This is a genomic window from Paenibacillus barengoltzii G22, assembly GCF_000403375.2.
Taxonomy (GTDB): Bacteria; Bacillota; Bacilli; order Paenibacillales; family Paenibacillaceae; genus Fontibacillus; species Fontibacillus barengoltzii.
Genome location: NZ_KE159652.1, coordinates 923,696 through 941,998, shown reverse-complemented (window position 1 = coordinate 941,998; position 18,303 = coordinate 923,696). Strand labels below are relative to the sequence as shown.

Annotated in this window: 16 protein-coding genes and 1 other RNA gene; 1 reads left to right on the top strand and 16 read right to left on the bottom strand. The window is 52.6% G+C overall.

The window, feature by feature from the left end; all coding sequences use genetic code 11:
• Positions 1–15: 15 nt before the first annotated feature.
• The 6 genes from C812_RS04365 to C812_RS04340 form a co-directional block, all read right to left on the bottom strand.
• Entirely contained in the window at positions 16–1,155 is a 1,140-nt protein-coding gene (locus tag C812_RS04365) for a cysteine desulfurase family protein (RefSeq protein WP_028537917.1), read from the bottom strand.
• 119 nt (positions 1,156–1,274) lie between these two features.
• Entirely contained in the window at positions 1,275–2,045 is a 771-nt protein-coding gene (locus tag C812_RS04360; protein WP_016311475.1) for a lytic transglycosylase domain-containing protein, read from the bottom strand.
• 186 nt (positions 2,046–2,231) lie between these two features.
• Positions 2,232–2,627 carry a hypothetical protein gene (locus C812_RS04355; protein ID WP_016311474.1) on the bottom strand — a complete coding sequence of 132 codons (396 nt, stop codon included), beginning with the start codon at positions 2,625–2,627 and terminating at the stop codon, positions 2,232–2,234.
• 29 nt (positions 2,628–2,656) lie between these two features.
• Positions 2,657–2,821, bottom strand: coding sequence for a DUF1540 domain-containing protein (locus C812_RS04350; protein ID WP_316010343.1), 165 nt, complete (start codon positions 2,819–2,821; stop codon positions 2,657–2,659).
• A 193-nt stretch (positions 2,822–3,014) separates the two neighbouring features.
• The gene (locus C812_RS04345) at positions 3,015–3,518 is read right to left on the bottom strand and encodes a YpuI family protein (protein ID WP_016311472.1); all 504 of its coding nucleotides are present in this window, start codon (positions 3,516–3,518) and stop codon (positions 3,015–3,017) included.
• 314 nt (positions 3,519–3,832) lie between these two features.
• Positions 3,833–5,077 carry an IS110 family RNA-guided transposase gene (locus tag C812_RS04340; protein ID WP_016310842.1) on the bottom strand — a complete coding sequence of 415 codons (1,245 nt, stop codon included), beginning with the start codon at positions 5,075–5,077 and terminating at the stop codon, positions 3,833–3,835.
• 405 nt (positions 5,078–5,482) lie between these two features.
• Here C812_RS04340 and C812_RS04335 point away from each other — a divergent pair, with 405 nt between their 5' ends.
• On the top strand, positions 5,483–7,435 hold the full coding sequence (locus tag C812_RS04335; protein WP_016311470.1) for a S8 family peptidase: 1,953 nt from the start codon (positions 5,483–5,485) through the stop codon (positions 7,433–7,435).
• Positions 7,436–7,522: 87 nt separating this feature from the next.
• Here the strand turns inward: C812_RS04335 and rnpB are convergent.
• From rnpB to C812_RS21785, 10 genes are all read right to left on the bottom strand, one after another.
• Positions 7,523–7,934: RNase P RNA component class A (rnpB, locus tag C812_RS21490), an RNA gene on the bottom strand.
• Between the two features lie 121 nt (positions 7,935–8,055).
• Positions 8,056–9,171 carry a Nif3-like dinuclear metal center hexameric protein gene (locus tag C812_RS04330; protein ID WP_016311469.1) on the bottom strand — a complete coding sequence of 372 codons (1,116 nt, stop codon included), beginning with the start codon at positions 9,169–9,171 and terminating at the stop codon, positions 8,056–8,058.
• Positions 9,147–9,908 carry a tRNA (adenine(22)-N(1))-methyltransferase gene (locus C812_RS04325; protein WP_016311468.1) on the bottom strand — a complete coding sequence of 254 codons (762 nt, stop codon included), beginning with the start codon at positions 9,906–9,908 and terminating at the stop codon, positions 9,147–9,149. The genes C812_RS04330 and C812_RS04325 overlap by 25 nt, the downstream gene beginning before the upstream one ends.
• A 311-nt stretch (positions 9,909–10,219) precedes the next feature.
• Entirely contained in the window at positions 10,220–11,344 is a 1,125-nt protein-coding gene (rpoD, locus tag C812_RS04320; RefSeq protein WP_016311467.1) for an RNA polymerase sigma factor RpoD, read from the bottom strand.
• A 46-nt stretch (positions 11,345–11,390) separates the two neighbouring features.
• Positions 11,391–13,214 (bottom strand): DNA primase, encoded by a 1,824-nt coding sequence (dnaG, locus tag C812_RS04315; protein ID WP_016311466.1) that lies wholly within the window; start codon positions 13,212–13,214, stop codon positions 11,391–11,393.
• Positions 13,215–13,315: 101 nt separating this feature from the next.
• On the bottom strand, positions 13,316–13,765 hold the full coding sequence (locus tag C812_RS04310; RefSeq protein ID WP_016311465.1) for a YaiI/YqxD family protein: 450 nt from the start codon (positions 13,763–13,765) through the stop codon (positions 13,316–13,318).
• Positions 13,766–13,918: 153 nt separating this feature from the next.
• A complete protein-coding gene (glyS, locus tag C812_RS04305; RefSeq protein WP_016311464.1) occupies positions 13,919–16,000 on the bottom strand; it encodes a glycine--tRNA ligase subunit beta in 2,082 nt (693 codons plus the stop codon).
• Complete coding sequence (gene glyQ / locus C812_RS04300; protein ID WP_028537914.1) at positions 15,993–16,880, bottom strand: glycine--tRNA ligase subunit alpha; 888 nt, start codon at positions 16,878–16,880, stop codon at positions 15,993–15,995. The genes glyS and glyQ overlap by 8 nt, the downstream gene beginning before the upstream one ends.
• 415 nt (positions 16,881–17,295) lie before the next feature.
• Positions 17,296–18,045 (bottom strand): DNA repair protein RecO, encoded by a 750-nt coding sequence (recO, locus tag C812_RS04295; protein WP_016311462.1) that lies wholly within the window; start codon positions 18,043–18,045, stop codon positions 17,296–17,298.
• Between the two features lie 39 nt (positions 18,046–18,084).
• Positions 18,085–18,222 carry a YqzL family protein gene (locus C812_RS21785; protein WP_016311461.1) on the bottom strand — a complete coding sequence of 46 codons (138 nt, stop codon included), beginning with the start codon at positions 18,220–18,222 and terminating at the stop codon, positions 18,085–18,087.
• Between the last annotated feature and the right edge of the window lie 81 nt (positions 18,223–18,303).

Here is an 18,303-nt window from a genome sequence, read left to right as displayed (position 1 = left end):
TTTAACGTTTCTCTCCTATCGTAAAGCCTGCAGCCGCTTCACACTTCGTTGCAACGCGGCAAGCAGGGCGTCAATGTCTCGTTCTTCATGTTCCTCGCCTAGACTGATCCGAATGCCGGACGAGGCAACTTCCTTCGTTTTGCCCATAGCGAGCAGAATACGGCTTGGTTCACTTCGCTTGGAAGAACAAGCTGAGCGGGTAGATACGAAAAAACCTTCTTCCTCCAGCATGTGCAGCAACGCCTCAGCTTTCATCCCCGGATAAGAGAAATGCACGATATGCGGCGCGCCTTGCGCCGGAGAGTTGACCACAAGCTCCGGCAATTCTGCAAGCCCCTTCATCAGACGCTCACGCAAGCCATACAGCTTGGTTGCCCGAGTCTCGCGGCCTTCCTTCGCCAGACGTAACGCCTTCGCGAAAGCCACGATATAAGGGATGTTCTCCGTACCTGAACGATAGCCGCCCTCCTGTCCGCCGCCAGCCAGCAGCGGCGCAAGCCGAAGCCCTTCGCGGACGTACAGCAGGCCTACCCCTTTGGGTCCTCTTAGTTTGTGCGCAGACAGGCTGTATAAATCAATTCCGCTGTCATTCAACGACAAGGGCAGCTTGCCAAAGCCCTGAACGCCATCTACATGAAACAGCACCCTAGGGGCAGTCGCTTTCAGCATGCGGCCGATTTCCTCCACCGGTTGTATGGTCCCGGTTTCGTTGTTCACATGCATGATCGTCACCAGCACGGTATCTGGGCGCAACGCTTCCCGCACCTGCTTGACGGTCACGCCTCCATTCTCGTCAACCGGAAGAATCGTCGTTTCCCAGCCCCATGAGGCCAACTGCTTGACACTCTCGAGTACAGACGGATGCTCCGTTGCCGTTGTGATTAAATGTTTACCCCGTTCGATAAACTGGAGGGCAACCCCTTTAATGGCCATATTGTTGCTTTCCGTCGCCCCGCCGGTAAATACGATTTCCCGAGGTTGAACGCCTAGTGCAGCGGCGCTTACCTCCCTTGCTTTGTCCAACAGCTTTGCACTATCTTCGCCCAGCCGGTGTAATGAAGACGGGTTGCCATAGTGCCTTGCCATTACTTCTGCTACAGTCTTGGTGACGTCCTCATAGGGCGGGGTCGTCGCCGCATGGTCAAAATAGATCATTAGGTTCACCTTCATCTCAAAAAAGATCAAATGAAAAACGCGTATTCCCGAAATCACCGCGATCGGAGCGTTTTCCATTTGATCTTTCGAATCATGTACTTCTCAATTTTATAACCAAATTAAGCCTCGTATTTCGCTTGCGCTCGCATAATCTTGGCAATATAGCCTTGCGTCTCCTGCGGCAATAAGTGGAACTTCTCCATCAGTTGCTCATCGTTGCTGATGCCCAGCTGTTGCAGTCTGCCTGGTCCAGCGTTGTAGGCCGCAAGAGCCGTTTTAATATCCCCGCCGTAACGGTGGATTTGATATGACAAATATTTGGTGCCGCCATCAATATTCTGCGCAGGATCAAACGGGTCGCTGACTCCCAGCCCTTTCGCCGTTGCGTCCATCAACTGCATCAGCCCTTTGGCTCCGGCGGACGATACCGCCTGCGGATTAAAGGAGGATTCCGTCGCAATGACCGCTTTGATCAGACTCTCCGGCACGCCATATCGCGAACTAGCTTCGGCAATCAAAGACTGCAAGTCAGCGGTAACCTCCGCGGCTTGCCCCGGAACATCCCCTACTGTCGCTGCCGCAGCGGCCGTTAAGTAATTCGGAAGCAGCTCTGCAAAAGAGGCTGCGTCTAACGAATCTCCGCCGTCGATCCCCGCAGAATATAGATACCCTTGAAGCGATGCTAATAAAGCTTGAGTATCAACACTGGAGCCGGTCTCAGGCAAAGATCTCTCGCCCTGCTCAGCCAACATCATTTCCTGAAGCAATATATCAAACAACGAGCCGTCCATATCCCCGGTTGCTCGTTCAGATGACGATTGTTGCAAATTTAATGGATTTAAAGACTGAAGCTGAATCAGCTGTTCCACCGTTCGCGGATCGATTTGCATGCGTAATAAGCTCCTTATCGAGGAATAACTAGTTCAATGCCTATATTTTACACGCAATCCGCGACGCATACCACCCTTTTTCGATAAAAGCTGCAGAAAAGAAAAGGCCAACGCCTTAAAGATGGCGTTAGCCGGTTAGTATGACGGTCATGATTCCAGCGCTTCCGCAGCCCCATCGGACGTCGGTTAGCGAGTAAATGGCATCAGTACAAAGTAGCTTAACGTGGATACGAGCCCCAGGCCGATCGCCCAAGCCCCGGATGTTTTGTTGCCTTGGCTGTAGGCATAGAAGCCCATAACCGCAGCCAGCGGCCCCAGAATAATCGACCAAAAGAACAATGAGGCGATCCCTAAACCCACGCCGACATAACCAACGGTGCGTCCTGCCGTATCGTTGTTACCTACAGCATCGTGAGATTCTTCGGATCTTTCACTGCGGATCACGTTACCGCTGTACGTCCCGGCCGGGGTAACCTCGGCCGCATACTCCTCACGGTGCTCACGGTTCACTTTACGCGGGTAGTCGGTGCGGCTCTTTTCGGCCGACTTTTTGTGCGGTTTGTCTGATTTGGTATCCGTCATCTGAAGCACCTCCGTGAAATGTGTTTTCCTTACGACGATTTGGACTTCGGTTTAAACGTATGGCAGCAAGTGGAAGCGGACGATGCAGCAGCATCTTGGTGTTCCGTATCAAACGATTCACCAGCGAACTCCGCCGAATAATGGTTCTTCGCATGCTGGTCGACATCGATCATAATGACGTCGGCATTGCACACGTTTTTCTCTCCCCAATAGGTGCAGTTGGATACGCTACATTTAACTATGGGTTTTTCCCCATTTGGCATATTGATCACCTCGCGTATCATTTTCTCCCCGGTCTGATTCCCTTATGCGCTGCGCGATTAGCAAATCGTTCCCAAAAATAAAAAGATGCCGTCATCACGGCATCTTGTCGTTTCATTTTCATTTTTATTTGGCGGAACGGTTTAATCGTAATTGGGTTAAATAATCGCTCTCATAATAATTGAGATCGTCCCGCAATTCCTCAAAAATTCCGGTGATATCCAGCACGATGTCACGCGCCGCGCGAACCGGTTTCTTACGGAATCGAATGGCATCCTGACCCGTATAGGCGTATCTGCCATCTTCGGAATAGCTTTCATTTTTAGGATAGAAGAAGTTATTAACGCAATCATGATACACATGGTACAGCACTTTCTCAGCAGCTTCCTCGTCAAAGGTACCGCGACGGAGGGCAACGCCTAGCTTCTCGTAGCAAACCTCACTGAACACAAGCAGGTGACGCAGATCTGACAAAAACCCTTGGTAAAACAATACTCTGTCTTCGTCTTGGCCTTCCATTAGCTGCGGCAGAGAATGATGGTTTAAGAACGTTTCAAGCTTCTCCACCGCTTGTTTTAATTTCTCTCGAGTGGCTTCACACAACTGCCTGATGTTATTGGCTTGTGGCATGCGAACAATTCTCCTTCACCTGTAATGATCGGTATAGTCATTAACGAAATTATCGTAACACAATTTTACAGAATACGGTATCCCTCAAGAATAAAATCAGGGTCATCACCTCACGCTATGGCTATGGACATTGGACATATAATAAAGTCCAGCGGTATGATGTCAAGCTGTTGATTTAATCGAATTGGAAATTTCCCGTGCCTGTTGAGCGCGGAGTCACGAAAAAAGGGCGCATCAAACCAAACCCAGCCAAAAACCATGTCAGATACCAGATTTTTACTGGGAATTCGTGAAGGACTAAGGCAAAGGAGGCGTTAATCCTTGGCGCTATTCACCTTCCTTCGAGGCGTGTAGAGTTGGCCGCTGCGTAGCAGCACATCGACCAAACGCACGAGTTTTCTTGCCGTTAAGACGAGGGCGCGTTTGTGTTGATTCTTGGGCACTTCGTGATACTTCTTCCGGTAATATTCACCGAATTCTTCATCGCGCATCCTAACCGAGTTGGCAGCTTCAACGAGGTAGTAGCGCAGGAATCGGTTGCCGGATTTGATGCGGGCGGTGTCCTCCGCCTCGAAGACGCCGGACTGGTGCCTGCGCCACGTCAGACCCGCGTACTTGGCGACGGCGGCTTGATCCTTGAACCGTTCAATATCGCCGAGTTCGCCGAGCAGACCGGCTGCGTAGACTTTGCCGATGCCGGGCACTGACAGCAAGCACTGAGCGCCTTGAATGCCGTCGAGGACCCGCTCGATCGCTTTGTCGAGATCCTTGAGCTGCTTCTGGATGCTGCGGATGGATTCGATGGAGGTGCCGAGCACCAGGTCAATCGAATCCTCCACGACCTTGGACAGCCGATAGGAGGCGCGGGCAGCTTGCTGAATGCAGCGGGCGACCCGCTCGGGATCGGGGAAACGATTGCGTCCCTTGTCCCGCAGATAGTCGGCCAGATCGGCCACGTCCATCTCGGCGATGTCATCGAGGCTGAACTTCTCGGAGAGCATCTCCATGAGCGCATGGCCAAACACGGAGCTGTCGACCTCGGTTGTAAACGCATTGCACTTGTAGAACAGGTTCTGCAAGAAGTACTGCTTCTCGCGAGCCAAGTTATGGACCAAGTGGAAACGCATGCGCGTGAGGCGTTGAAGGGCGACATACTGCTCCTGCATGACGATGGTGGTCGTCAGGCGGCCGAAGCGCAGGCGATCCGCAATGACCCAGGCGTCGAGCCGGTCGGTCTTGTCCATATCCGCATAGGCTTCTCTGAACTTGCTGATGAGCTTGGGGTTCAAGGTGAACACCTTGGCCTTGCGCTCTCGAAGCGCTGGATCCTGATGCAGGTACATGGCAGGGTGCCAGCTGTAGACGGAAGTGGCTTCCAAGCCGATGTGAATCTCGGTGACGGCCAACTTGTCCGCTGCAGCGACGATTTGGTCACGCAAGTGCGAGGCGCCATTCAAATTGTTTTTGACGGTGAGTGTCTCAAGCTTGTCACCGTCAGCGTTCATGAAACACGCTTCGAGCTCTTGCGAGCTCACGTCAATACCGACAAAAAGCTTCAAGTGAAATTCCTCCTTTCGCTAGGGATTCAGGGAATGGACGCTCCGGGATGCCTCCGGCGCACGCGCAGATCTATCACCCTCGCGTATGAGGACACACTTCGGGCCATGAGCTGCCCCGGATCTGCTAAAACCGGGCATGGGATGCCGAAGGGAACAGCCAGCGGGTAAGAAGCTCAGACGCGTACCGGAGAAACAGACTTAAGGAGTAGACGATGCTACTGGAGGCAGAAGGATTTCCCCGAATGGACCCTACGTTCCATTGTCCAGAGGCATACCGGAAAGTCCAGTCCCTGATGGAATTTTCAAAGAACAAGCTGGAAATTTGGAGGCTGTTTTCCATCCCCCGGGGGGATGGAAATGAACCTAAAAGAGCTTTTTAAAGATACTATACGAGGAGGTTTACTGATGAACTGGCGCAGATGGGCCGCTTGGGGGTTGACGGGGGCCGCGGCAGTAGCTGCGGTTTCGCTTCTCTTCCCATCCTCGGACAATGACAAGACGACTCCGCGGAATTCCGTAACTCAACTATCCGTGCCAAAGCCGGCGGAGGAGCAGAAATTAAAGCAAAGCATGCTGAAGCGAGATATGACCGCTACCGAACGGTTATCTCGCATGGACGCACGGGGCCATCTTCGTTCGCTTGCGGCAAGCTCTTCCGGCGGCAGTATAGGTGACAAGCTGCAACGTGCTGCGCGGGAATTGCAGAAGGATCATAAGCATTTTCAGGCGATCCTCTGGTACGATGCCACGAAAGGGCAAACCCGGCAGTTTCGGCGAGAGGATTTTAAACCGGACCCGGCTGTAAGCAAGCAACTCAACACCTATTTGGGGTACGCGAAAAAGGCGTTAAGCAAATCAAGCAGTTATGAATCGCCATCGTTCCCGGAGAAGCAGCCAAAATATTTCATTGCCGCAGAGCCGGTAAAAGGGAAAAAGCAAGGGATTATCGCGGTGATGGACATCGGGATCTTAGGTCGGGTGCAAGATCATCAGAATAAAAACCTGCGGTTGATCCCTTATCCGAAGGAAGGCAAGTTCAAGGTGGAATCGGTGCATGCGGACACACTGAAAGACATCACGGTGAAAACAGGACATGACAACGAAAAAGCAAGCCATTATTATGAAAACGAAATCGTGGTGACGTTCCATAGCAAGCCTACGGACGAGCAAATGAAGCAGATGTTGGCGGACATCTCCGGCAAACCGCCGCGGAAGCTGAACAGCACCTACATTTTCCGTTCGGATACAATGAGCATGCAGCAGTTGAAGCAATATTTTCAGAATAAATGGAAGCCGAAGTATATCGAGCCGCATTATCTGTATCTGACCAATGAAACCGGCGACAGCATTTGGGACGACCCCGGAAGCTATTATTATGAGGACGATCCGGTATCCGATCCTAAAGGTGCCGAAGAAACCCCCGAGATTCCAAACGATCTGCTGTTCTCCGAATACCAATGGAACCTGCCAATTATTGAAACGAATCGCGGCTGGAAATTATCCAAGGGCAGCAATGACGTGATTGTAGCAGTTGTAGATACCGGCGTGGATTTAAAGCATCCCGACCTGCAGGGGCGGTTGCTGAAGGGCTACAATGTGATTAACCCGGACCAAGAGCCCACCGATGATGTAGGTCATGGCACGCATGTGGCGGGCATTATTTCCGCCAATGTGAACAACGGCGAAGGGATCGCCGGCATGATGTGGGGCGGTAAAATCTTGCCGGTCAAGGCGCTCGATCAATCCGGCTCAGGCACAACCTATTCGGTGGCTCAAGGCATCATCTGGGCGACCGACCACGGCGCCAAAGTGATTAATATGAGCCTGGGCAACTACGCCGACGCTCAATTTTTGCATGAAGCGATTAAATACGCCTATGAGCGGGATGTAGTGTTGATTGCGGCTACGGGCAACGATAACACCGAACGGCCGGGTTACCCTGCAGCTTATCCGGAAGTGTTGTCCGTGTCAGCAACCGACTATAATATGCAAAAAGCTTCCTTCTCCAACTACGGCGATTATATCGACGTGATGGCGCCAGGAGAAAGCATTGCCAGCACCTATCCGGATAATCAGTATGCCGCGTTATCTGGGACATCGATGGCGAGCCCGCACGTCGCAGCCCTTGCCGCTCTGATCCGATCGGTCAATCCGGACCTGAAGAACACCGAGGTCATGGACATCATCCGGAAGAACGTGATCGATTTAGGGGACAAAGGACGGGACAAATATTATGGATATGGGCAAATCGACGTCTATGCCGCGTTGCAGGCTGCTGGCGGCAGTGCAGCTCCGCTGCAGTTCTGGCCGCAGTCGGTCCAACAAAAAATGGATCGCGCAGTAGAGCGCGCGAAATAACTTTCTAAACCAAAAGCCTCCGCATCGCTGGATACACCCAAGCGATGCGGAGGCTTTAACATTGATATAGGTCATGTTCCCTTTAGTGATGAAAGTTTGCCATAAGCCGGGTTCTGTACTCGTTGCGGTATAACGGGAACCACCCTCCCGCCTTGAGTGACAATCATCTATCTAGGCCGCACATTACTGAGCGGCTCCAGCAACCAACCCGGACGCGCCTCGGGCAAAGGCCGCTTCGCGAAGAAGCTGCGTCCCATTAGGTCTTGCTCCAGGTGGGGTTTACCAGGAACGAAGTCGCCAGCGTTCCTCGGGGTCTCTTACACCTCGGTTCCATCCTTGCCTGTGACCCTCCACGAAGTGGAGAAATCCATCGGCGGTCCATTTCTGTGGCACTATCCTTCAGCTCGCGCTGACTGGACGTTATCCAGCACCCTGCCCTGTGGAGCCCGGACTTTCCTCCCGCGGCTTTGCAGCCGCCGGCGATTGTCTGTCAAACTTTCGTAAGGCAACACTAGTTAGTATACAGACATTGATGTCCGCTGACAAGAGCGATTTGCCGGTAAACCTTACGTTTCCTGCCAGCTTTGGAGACCGTTGTTTTCGTAATGTTAGCCGCCTGTTTACATGAATCGAAACGGCTCAGTATTAACCTGAGAAGCATGTACCCGGGTCGCATATTTGCCTTCGTTTAATTTCTCTGTCAGCCAGGCCGCAACGCGAGGCTTCATGATTTTCTCCGCATTATGCCCCGGATCGATGATGGCAACTCCGGCCATCCAAGCATCCTGCGCGGTATGGTAATCGACGTCCCCGGTGACAAGTACGTCCGCCCCGCGGAATTGAGCACTCTTCCAATACCGCCCGCCGGAACCGCCCAAGACCGCGGCCTTGCGAATCGGCCGGTTCAAATCTCCAACAACACGAACCATCGGCACATCCAGCCGTTCCTTGACGCGCTGCACGAAGTCGCGAAGCGTAACCGGCTCTGTGAGCTTCCCGACCCGTCCGAGTCCAAAAGTGCGCCCCTTCAGATCCATCGGGTATAGGTCATAGGCTACCTCTTCATACGGATGCTGCTTCAGCATCGCTTGAATGACCTTGCCGCGCAGGCTGTGCGGCACAACGGTTTCAATGCGCAGCTCCTCAACCCTCTCCAGCTTGCCTTGGCTGCCGATGTATGGGTCGGTCCCCTCTCCGGGTTTAAACGTGCCAAAGCCTTCGATATTGAAGCTGCAGTGGCTGTAGTTGCCGATATGACCTGCTCCAGCATTCAACATCGCCTGAAGCACCGGCTCGTGATGATCCTTCGGCACAAACACGACAAGCTTATACAAGTTGTCCGTATGTACATCTTCAAGCGAATCAGCACTTTCAATGCCCAAGGCTTCCGCCATCCAGTCGTTCATCCCGCCGTCGGTGACGTCGAGGTTCGTATGCGCGATATATACCGCAATATCGTTTTTGATCAGCTTCTCGTACACCTTTCCCATCGGCGTGTCGCTCTGCAAATGAGCCAGCGGACGGTAAATGATGGCGTGATGGGCAACAATCAGATCCGCTTCCAAAGCAATTGCCTCGTCCACAACCTCCTCATTTACATCCAATGCCACAAGCACATTGCGAATTTCCTTCTGCAGACTGCCTAGTTGGAGGCCAATTTTGTCCCCCTCCATCGCCACATGCTTGGGAGCTAGTTGCTCCATGTATTGCACTACTGTTTGTCCTTTGGCAAACATGCCAGCACCTCCTTTAACTGCTCCGATAACCGAGTGAGCTCCGCTTCCTTCTGACGGGAAGCCTCCAACGTCGAAGAAGCCACCGACCGGCGAATCCCCTCCAGCTTACGAAGCTCTGATTTCCATTTCTTGAAAAAGACTTCATTCGGGGCTGCCGTTAACCGAGGCCCCATCATGAGCAGGAGCTCGCGAGTTAAGCTGACTCGGCCTCCTGCCAGCTGGCGTTCCCGGTAGAGCTCCGCATTTCGGGCTTCGGCATCCGCCGTGGCTTCGGCCATCAGCACTTCGTAAATTTTGCCGTCCTCCTCCAGGATCGCCTCTTCCGCCAAATACCAATCGTGCTCAAGTAGCCAGCGGCGGACAAATTCTCCGCCAACATTCGGCTGGAGCACGAGTCGCTTGACACCGGCCAGCTTCGCTTGACCCGCATCGAGAATGGAGGAGATCAGCGCCCCGCCCATGCCGGCGATGGTAATCACGTCCACCTCCCCGGGGGTAATGACAGCAAGTCCGTCTCCTTTGCGGACTGAGATGCGCGCCGTCTCCCCGGCCTCAGCCACCTGGCGGCGGGCCGCTTCCAACGGGCCGTCATTCACTTCGCCAGCAACGGCGAAGACCGCCTGTCCGCTGCGCACGGCAGCCACGGGCAACAGCGCGTGATCTGATCCGATATCGGCAAACCGGCATCCCGCCGGAAGCCAGTCGGCAATGAGCTGCAATCTAGCTGACAAATTCATGTCGATTCTCTACACCACCCATTTTTTCTTAACCCATAGATAATAGCAGATCTGCCAAAGAGCAAGCGATCTTCAAGTGCCGAGGCATCTCAAATCGCATCATCTAGCAACGCACAACGATTTGCATTGCCCAGGGAAAAACGGTAAAATAAAAACCAATAAAGAAAAAGAAGGAAATTATTCCAAAAGTAAGGGGCGACGCTTCGCAGACTCAGAGCCGTTCACGACAGTATAAGGTCCATAAAGCGCCGCTTTAACAAAAATGACCTTGCTGCTTGGCTGCAGAAGGTCAAGATTGCAGGCGTTAACACCTATTCGAGGAAGTCCTTCAACCGCTTGCTGCGGCTCGGATGGCGCAGCTTACGGAGCGCCTTCGCTTCGATTTGCCGAATACGCTCCCGCGTGACGCCGAAGACTTTCCCCACTTCCTCAAGGGTTCTCGTACGTCCGTCGTCCAGTCCAAACCGTAAACGAAGCACGTTCTCTTCGCGTTCAGTGAGCGTGTCCAGTACATCCTCCAGCTGTTCTTTCAGCAGCTCGTAAGCCGCTGCGTCGGCTGGCGCCAAGGCTTCCTGATCTTCAATAAAGTCGCCAAGATGGGAATCGTCCTCTTCCCCAATCGGCGTTTCCAGCGATACCGGCTCTTGGGCGATCTTCATGATCTCCCGGACCTTCTCCACGCTAAGATCCATCTCCGCCGCGATTTCTTCCGGTGCTGGTTCGCGTCCCAGCTCTTGCAGCAGCTGCCGGGATACCCGAATCAGCTTGTTAATCGTTTCGACCATATGAACCGGAATCCGAATCGTACGGGCCTGGTCGGCAATCGCACGGGTAATGGCCTGACGAATCCACCAGGTGGCATAGGTACTAAATTTGAAGCCTTTCTTGTGGTCGAATTTCTCCACGGCTTTAATCAAGCCCATATTTCCTTCTTGGATCAGATCCAAGAACAGCATGCCGCGACCAACATAACGTTTGGCGATGCTGACAACCAACCGCAGGTTGGCTTCAGCCAAACGCCGCTTCGCCTCTTCATCCCCGTTCTCGATCCGTTTGGCCAGTTCCATTTCGTCGTCCGCCGACAACAGCGGGACGCGTCCGATTTCCTTCAGATACATCCGAACTGGATCGTTAATTTTGATTCCCGGAGGAAGCGAGAGGTCGTCGTCGTAATTAAAATCATCGTCATGCGAGTCGTCTCCATCGCCGCGACTGCGATGATCGTCGTCGCCGTCACCGGTGATGTCGATGCCGAGATCGGCCAATTGTTCAAAAAACTCGTCCATTTGCTCGGGATCCTGATCGAAAGGCGAAAGCTTCTCCATAATTTCTTTATAAGTTAAGGATGATCTTTTCTTCCCTTGTTCGATCAATTGATCCCTTACCTGCTCTAAGGTAAGTTCCGTTTCTAGTTCAGTATGTTGATCATTCGTCATTTCTGGCTCCCTCCTCCCTAGAAACATCATCGAAAGTCCGTTCGTCTTACTGTCTCTCTAGGGCAATAATCTCACTTGCAATTTGCGCCGCACGCAAATAGTCACCGGCCCGTTCGGCCGATACCATTTCCTCTTTCTTGCGTTTGATCTGCTCCAGCAGCGGCACCTTTTGAATTTCACGGATACAATCGTCCAACTCCTGTGTGGTCCATTCAGCCGGTGTATCCATCATCGCGATCGAGATGACCGTCTGCTCAAGCCGTTCATCCTGAAGCGAGGAAATGAACCGACTGGCATCCGGGGGTTTCCCTTGCGCATAATAGGCGTATAGATAAGCGGCAATCGCCACATGATCTTCGATGTTAAAGTTCGTCCCAAGGCGTTCGCCTACATAGCGGGACACCTCTTCGTCCTGAAGCATGAATGAAAGCAGTCTCCGTTCCGCCACATGAAAAGCGGGCAGCAACGTCGGCATGGATGCCTGCCCTTTTTTATGCCTACCATTATTCCACCTTTCGGGCTTATTATCCCCGGCATTTGCCTTTTTTTGCATAGCTGTTCTCAGCTCGTTGCACTCTTGCTTCAAGCTGTCGAAGGACACCTGCAATTCGGCGGAGAGCTCCTTCAAATAAATTTCGCGTTCGCTTGGGGAGGAGAGCGCCGCAATAATCGGCATCGCCTCTTTGATATAAGCGATCTTTCCGTCTTCTTCTAGCAGTATATGGTTTTTTCTCAGATATATAAGCCTAAATTTAACGGAAGATACCGCACCTTCCAAAACTTGATGACGGAACCGCTCGGCTCCGTACTTTTGGATAAATTCATCAGGGTCCAACCCTTCGCTGAGCATTGCAATTTTCACTTGGGAAAAACCTGCACCTTCAAGGATCGGAATGCTCTTTAAGGCTGCAGCCTGACCGGCGGAGTCTCCGTCATAGCAGACCAACACCTCATCGGCAAGGCTCCGCATGATCGCCGCATGGTGTTCCGTCAAAGCGGTCCCCATGGTAGCAACACCGTTGTGAACTCCGGCTTCCCATGCGCTGATGACATCGCCGTAACCCTCAAACAGGACGATTTGGCCTGTCTTGCGGATCTCGTTCTTGGCTTGATGCAAATTGTAAAGAACTCGGCTCTTTGTAAACAGCTTGCTTTCCGGCGAATTTAAGTATTTCGGTTGCCCGTCGCCGAGCACTCTGCCCGCAAACGCAATGACTTTGCCGTTTCGGTTGTGTAATGGGAAGATGACCCGATCGCGGAAGCGGTCCACATAACCGGTACCGTCCTGCTTCGCTGACAGCAATCCGCCCTTCTCCATCGTTTCCAAATTAAATGATCTCTTGTCCAAAAACTGGACGAGCGTATCCCATCTGGCGGGTGCGTAACCAATCTGGAATGTATCGATGGCCTTGTCGGTAAAGCCGCGGGATTTCAAATATTCCATCGCCGGCTTCCCGTATTCGGTGTTCTTGAGCAAATAATGATAAAGCTTGGAGGACCACTCATGGGCCTGCAACAGCTCTTCCAACTCCCGGTTACGCGGAGTATCGGCGTAACTTCTGCCTTTATCCTCGTAAGGGATATGCGCCTCGTCCGCCATGATTCTGACAGCTTCGGGAAAGGTTAATCCTTCGATTTCCATCCTGAATTTGATGGCATTTCCGCCTTTGCCGCAGCCATAGCAATGGAAAATTTGGCGTTCGGGTGTGACTGTAAACGATGGGGTCTTCTCCGAATGGAACGGACATAACCCCTTCAAGTACTTCCCCTGCTTCGTTAGATGAACGTGCTTGCTGACCGTATCGACGATATCGTGCTGACGCAGAACCGCCTCGATGACTTCCTCCGGAATGCCACGCCCGGTACTCATCCAAATCACCTTCATCTTTCACGCGTGAGTATTGCTCAAAATGTCAAAAACACCGACATTTTGCTGCTCTCGGGTGACACGTAAATAGTAATTCGCTAAAACTATACATTCTCCTGCAAACGAAGCAAAAGTTTTGACAAAGCGTCGGCAAACCGCTCACGATCCTCGATGGTAAAAGGCTTGGGCCCCTTAGCGCGATGCCCTGCCCGTCTAGCTTTCGCATGGTGATGACGGCGTTCGAGCAAATAGTCGATATTTCCCGGATGATAGATATCACCGCGCGGCGAAATCCCATGGCAGTCTCTTGCGATGATCAATGCCGCCAGCCCGTAGTCCTGGGTCACAACGATATCGCCCTTCTCTACATGGGCGGCAATGTACATATCCGCGCTTTGTCCGCTGCGATCCACCTGGACAACCGTCACGCCCGGTTCCGGCTGCAGAACATGATCATATGAGGCCACCATAATCACAGGTACACCAAATCTGCCAGCCGTTTCGGCAATTTCCGCCTTAACCGGACAGGAATCCCCATCGACGACGATCCGCATCCACCACGCCTCCATGTAATACAATATAACCTCGAAATACCTGAATCTAAACAAGACTCAGGTGAAACTCTCGTTTTTTGCTGAATAGCGATGGATGGCTGACGGCAAGCCCATCGCTAGCCGTCAGCCAAACTTTTGCTTCATTGCCTTCTATTATGCCCAAACCAGTTTGCCGAAATCGGCAAAAGCTTTGAGATCTTCATCAATCGCCGCCAGCAAGGCCAACCGGTTCGTCCGGATCGCATCATCCTCCGCCATAACCATGACGGCATCAAAGAACACGGTAATCGCATCTTTTAATCCGCTGATCAGTTCCAGCGCACCAACCGCGTCGCGGGCAGCCAGCGTCTCCCGGTATTTATCCGAGACCGAACGCCATGCCTCGTACAGCGCTTGTTCTGCAGGTTCAGAGAGCAGATCGGAGCGAACCTTCTCACCGGTGGCTTTGGCCGCCAGATTGTTGACCCGTCCAAACGATTCAACGGTTGCTTTGAACTCGTCCTTCGCATCTACCGCTTCCATCAGCGCCTTGCCGCGTGCTACCGTCGAGACAACATCATCATAGCCCGCCGACAGAACGGCGTCGACAACGTCATAGCGGAGGTTTTCGTCCGAAAGCGTCTTTCTGACTCGCAAGCCAAAGAAATCCAGCAGATCCTTCATGATTTCATCTTCGCTGCGTTTCAGCCCGCGGAATTGTTGATGCGTCTCCAGCGCCAGCTTGAAAATCTCCGTAAGTGAAACGGACAGCTCATGATCCACGATGATTTGCACGATGCCGGCAGCCTGACGGCGCAGGCCGTACGGATCCTGGGAGCCGGTTGGAATGATCCCAATCGAGAAACAGCCAACAATCGTGTCAATCTTATCCGCGATGCTGACAATCGAGCCAACGGTTGAAGCAGGAACGGCATCATCGGCAAACCGCGGCTGATAATGCTCAAAGATCCCTCTTGCCACCGCTTCGGGTTCGCCGGCTTTACGGGCATAATCTTCCCCCATCACCCCTTGCAATTCAGGGAACTCGTAAACCATCTGAGTTACGAGGTCAAACTTACAAATTTCCGCCGTACGCGCGGCAGCTTCTGCTGTTCCGGTATCCGTCCCCAGCATCGCCGATAACTTCTCGGTATTGCGACGGATGCGGCGCACTTTGTCCCCGATCGTGCCAAGCTCATCATGGAATACGATGCTTTCCAGTTTGGACAGCGCGTCTTTAATCGCCAACTTTTGATCTTCCTCATAGAAGAATTTCGCGTCGGACAACCGAGCACGAAGCACCTTCTCGTTCCCGCGGGCAATCACGTCCAGCGACGTGTTGTTCCCGTTACGCACGGTGACGAAGTAAGGAAGCAGGTTGCCTTGCGCATTCAGCACCGGGAAGTAGCGCTGATGTTCGCGCATCGAGGTAATGAGCACTTCCTGCGGAATGTTCAGGAACGATTCTTCGAACGTACCGTACAGCACCGTTGGCGTCTCGACCAAGAACAGGACTTCCTCCAGCAAATCTTCCTTCACGGCGATGTGCCAGCCTTTTTCTTTAGCCAAGGCGTTGATTTGGTTCTGGATCAAAGCTTGACGTTCATTAACGTCTGCGATCACGTGCTGACTGCGCAGTGTTTCCACATAGACAGCAGGCTCTTCGATGACGGTTTCCGTTCCAAGGAACCGGTGTCCCCGCGTCACGTTACCGGATTTCACTCCAGCGATTTCAAGCTCGATGACGTCTTTGCCGAACAACGCCACCAGCCAGCGAATCGGGCGCACAAACTTAAAGTCGTAATTGCCCCAACGCATGTTCTTAGGAAAATTCATCGCCTGCAAAATGCCCAGCAATCCGTCAGCAAGAAGACTCGATGTCTCTACACCAATTTTGCTTTTGCTGACATAAACATACTCCGTACCGCCAACCTCACGGAACGTAAATTGCTCCGGGCTGGCTCCCTGGCTGCGGGCAAAGCCAAGTGCTGCTTTACTCCACTGCCCGTTTTCATCCAGGGCGATTTTACGCGAAGGCCCTTTAACTTCCTCATGCACATCCTCTTGCTTCTCTGCCACATCTTTGACGAGGACAGCCAGTCGGCGAGGGGTTGCATAAGCTTCAACGGCTCCGTGTTGAATGACTGATTCCTCCAGCCATTTCTCCGTCCGCTCCTTTAATTGCTCCATCGCGGCGCGGATGAACCGGGCCGGCATTTCTTCCAGTCCAACTTCAAACAGCAGATCCTTAGCCACGTGCAGCACCCCCTTTCTGAAGCATCGGGAATCCAAGCTTCTCACGTTCCTCCAAATAAGTTGCAGCAACTTGACGAGCCAAATTCCGCACCCGCGTAATATATCCTGTCCGTTCGGTGACACTGATCGCCCCACGGGCATCCAGCAGGTTAAACGTATGCGAGCATTTCAACACATAATCGTAAGCCGGGTACACCAAATGCTGCTCCATTGCTTTGTTCGCTTCTTGCTCGTACATGTTAAACAGCGTAAACAGCATTTTCACATCGGAGATTTCAAACGTGTACTTAGAATGCTCATATTCCGCCTGATGGAAAACATCACCGTATGTCGTGCCGTCCACCCATTCCAGCTCGAACACGTTCTCCTTATCTTGAATGTAGGAGGCCAGGCGTTCCATCCCATAGGTGATTTCTACGGCAACCGGGTTCGTTTCGATCCCTCCGACTTGCTGGAAGTAAGTAAACTGCGTGACTTCCATACCGTCCAGCCAAACTTCCCAGCCAAGGCCCCATGCGCCCAAGCCCGGATGCTCCCAGTTGTCTTCGACAAACCGGATGTCATGCTCCAGCGGGTTAATGCCCAGCCGCTTCAAGCTTTCCAGGTAAATCTCCTGGATATTGTCCGGCGACGGCTTCATGATCACCTGGAACTGATGGTGCTGGTACAACCGATTTGGATTCTCCCCGTAACGGCCGTCCGCTGGACGACGGGAAGGCTCCACGTAAGCCACATTCCACGGCTCCGGGCCAATCGAACGCAGGAACGTCATCGGATTCAGCGTACCGGCCCCTTTCTCCACGTCATACGGCTGCACGATGATGCAATTCTGTTCTGCCCAGAATTGCTGCAGCGTCAAGATCATTTGTTGAAAGTTGATACTCATGGCGAACCTCATCTCCTAACCTTCAGGTTTGTTCAGCAAGCATGGGCTAGAAGGGAAAAATAAAAAGCCCCCGCCTCTACGCCTGCTGTCAGACGTAGGGACGAGAGCTGTAAGTTCCCGCGGTTCCACCCTACTTGATTTGCCGCCGCCTCCTATCGGAGACCATCGCTGCAAATCCGCTTTTCACGATCGGTTTGTGCTCCCGGGCTGCCGCTTCACAAGACCATCTATCCGGGCTCCCACCCTCCCCGGTCGCTTATTCCCTCTCCTGATCCATAACATCACTCAGAAAAAGGGGTTCATAGACTTCTTCTTGCTACTCTTCCCGTTCAACGCACAATTCTCCCTCTTGAATATAACACTTTGAGGGAGAAAGTCTTTTATATATTAACTAATTTTATCTCGTTCGTCAAATTTCATACTTGTCCAGTTGATCGAGAAAATGACGGGATTTCAGCTTCAGCCCAAGCTGCATATCCATGAAGGCACGCATCACAGTCTTTAGCTCCCGTTTCGTCTCGTCCTTTACCTCGACGTTTCCGAGCCGGCGCAGGTCCATTTTCTCAAATAACATGAGCAATTTAAGCACGCCCGGTGTGACCTGCATCGCGGCCGGATCTTGGTGACGGCACGATCGGCAAAGTCTCCCGCCTAGACGCGGGCTAACATACGGCGAATCGTCGACCCGCCCGCAGGAGACACAGCTTTCAAATGAAGGTCCGTAGCCTGCGGCCTGCAAGATTTTCATTTCGAAGAGATGGATGACGATCTGCGGGTCCTTGCCCGACGATAACCCGTCCAGGCAAGCCTTCAACTGAGTGAACCAGAAGCTGCCCACCTCTTCATCCTGCAGGGTCTTGTCCAACAACTCACAGGCATACGAAGCATAGGCCGCGAGAAAAATGTCCTCACGCAAAGAAAAGTGAGACTCAATCATCTCACCCTGGTTTAAGGTGCCCAAACCGCCGTTTTGGCGGAAGAACACATATTCTCCATGTGTAAAAGGCTGAGTCAGGGCCCCGTGGCGGCTCTTCACCTTTTTGGCGCCGCGCACCAGTACCCCGATTTTGCCGCTCGTTTCGGTACATAATGTAATTATTTTATTGCCTTCCCCATAGTCCATACTGCGGATGACAATTCCTTCCACCCTGTAGAGCATTTCGTTTCCCCCAAACTCGCCTCTCCCACCAAATCCGTACTACTCGGCTTCTTCCTCTAGAATCAGCTCTTCAGCAGCCTTAGCCTCCTCCTCATACGCGCTGCTGGCTTCTTTGTAAAGCAAGTAAGCATCGACATCTCCAGTCATCGCAAAATACTTCCACGAAAAATCTCGCATTCGTATTCACCCTTTCTTCGGAAATGACGCCTGCATCTACAAAGATAGGATGTGCGCATGAACGGGATCTATGCGTTGCAA

Coding starts and splice junctions, on each gene's coding strand:
- C812_RS04365 (WP_028537917.1), bottom strand. CDS start 1,155: ATGATCTATTTTGACCATGCGGCGACGACCCCGCCCTATGAGGACGTC.
- C812_RS04360 (WP_016311475.1), bottom strand. CDS start 2,045: ATGCAAATCGATCCGCGAACGGTGGAACAGCTGATTCAGCTTCAGTCT.
- C812_RS04355 (WP_016311474.1), bottom strand. CDS start 2,627: ATGACGGATACCAAATCAGACAAACCGCACAAAAAGTCGGCCGAAAAG.
- C812_RS04345 (WP_016311472.1), bottom strand. CDS start 3,518: ATGCCACAAGCCAATAACATCAGGCAGTTGTGTGAAGCCACTCGAGAG.
- C812_RS04335 (WP_016311470.1), top strand. CDS start 5,483: ATGAACTGGCGCAGATGGGCCGCTTGGGGGTTGACGGGGGCCGCGGCA.
- C812_RS04330 (WP_016311469.1), bottom strand. CDS start 9,171: ATGTTTGCCAAAGGACAAACAGTAGTGCAATACATGGAGCAACTAGCT.
- C812_RS04325 (WP_016311468.1), bottom strand. CDS start 9,908: ATGAATTTGTCAGCTAGATTGCAGCTCATTGCCGACTGGCTTCCGGCG.
- rpoD (WP_016311467.1), bottom strand. CDS start 11,344: ATGACGAATGATCAACATACTGAACTAGAAACGGAACTTACCTTAGAG.
- dnaG (WP_016311466.1), bottom strand. CDS start 13,214: ATGAGTACCGGGCGTGGCATTCCGGAGGAAGTCATCGAGGCGGTTCTG.
- C812_RS04310 (WP_016311465.1), bottom strand. CDS start 13,765: ATGCGGATCGTCGTCGATGGGGATTCCTGTCCGGTTAAGGCGGAAATT.
- recO (WP_016311462.1), bottom strand. CDS start 18,045: ATGCTCTACAGGGTGGAAGGAATTGTCATCCGCAGTATGGACTATGGG.
- C812_RS21785 (WP_016311461.1), bottom strand. CDS start 18,222: ATGCGAGATTTTTCGTGGAAGTATTTTGCGATGACTGGAGATGTCGAT.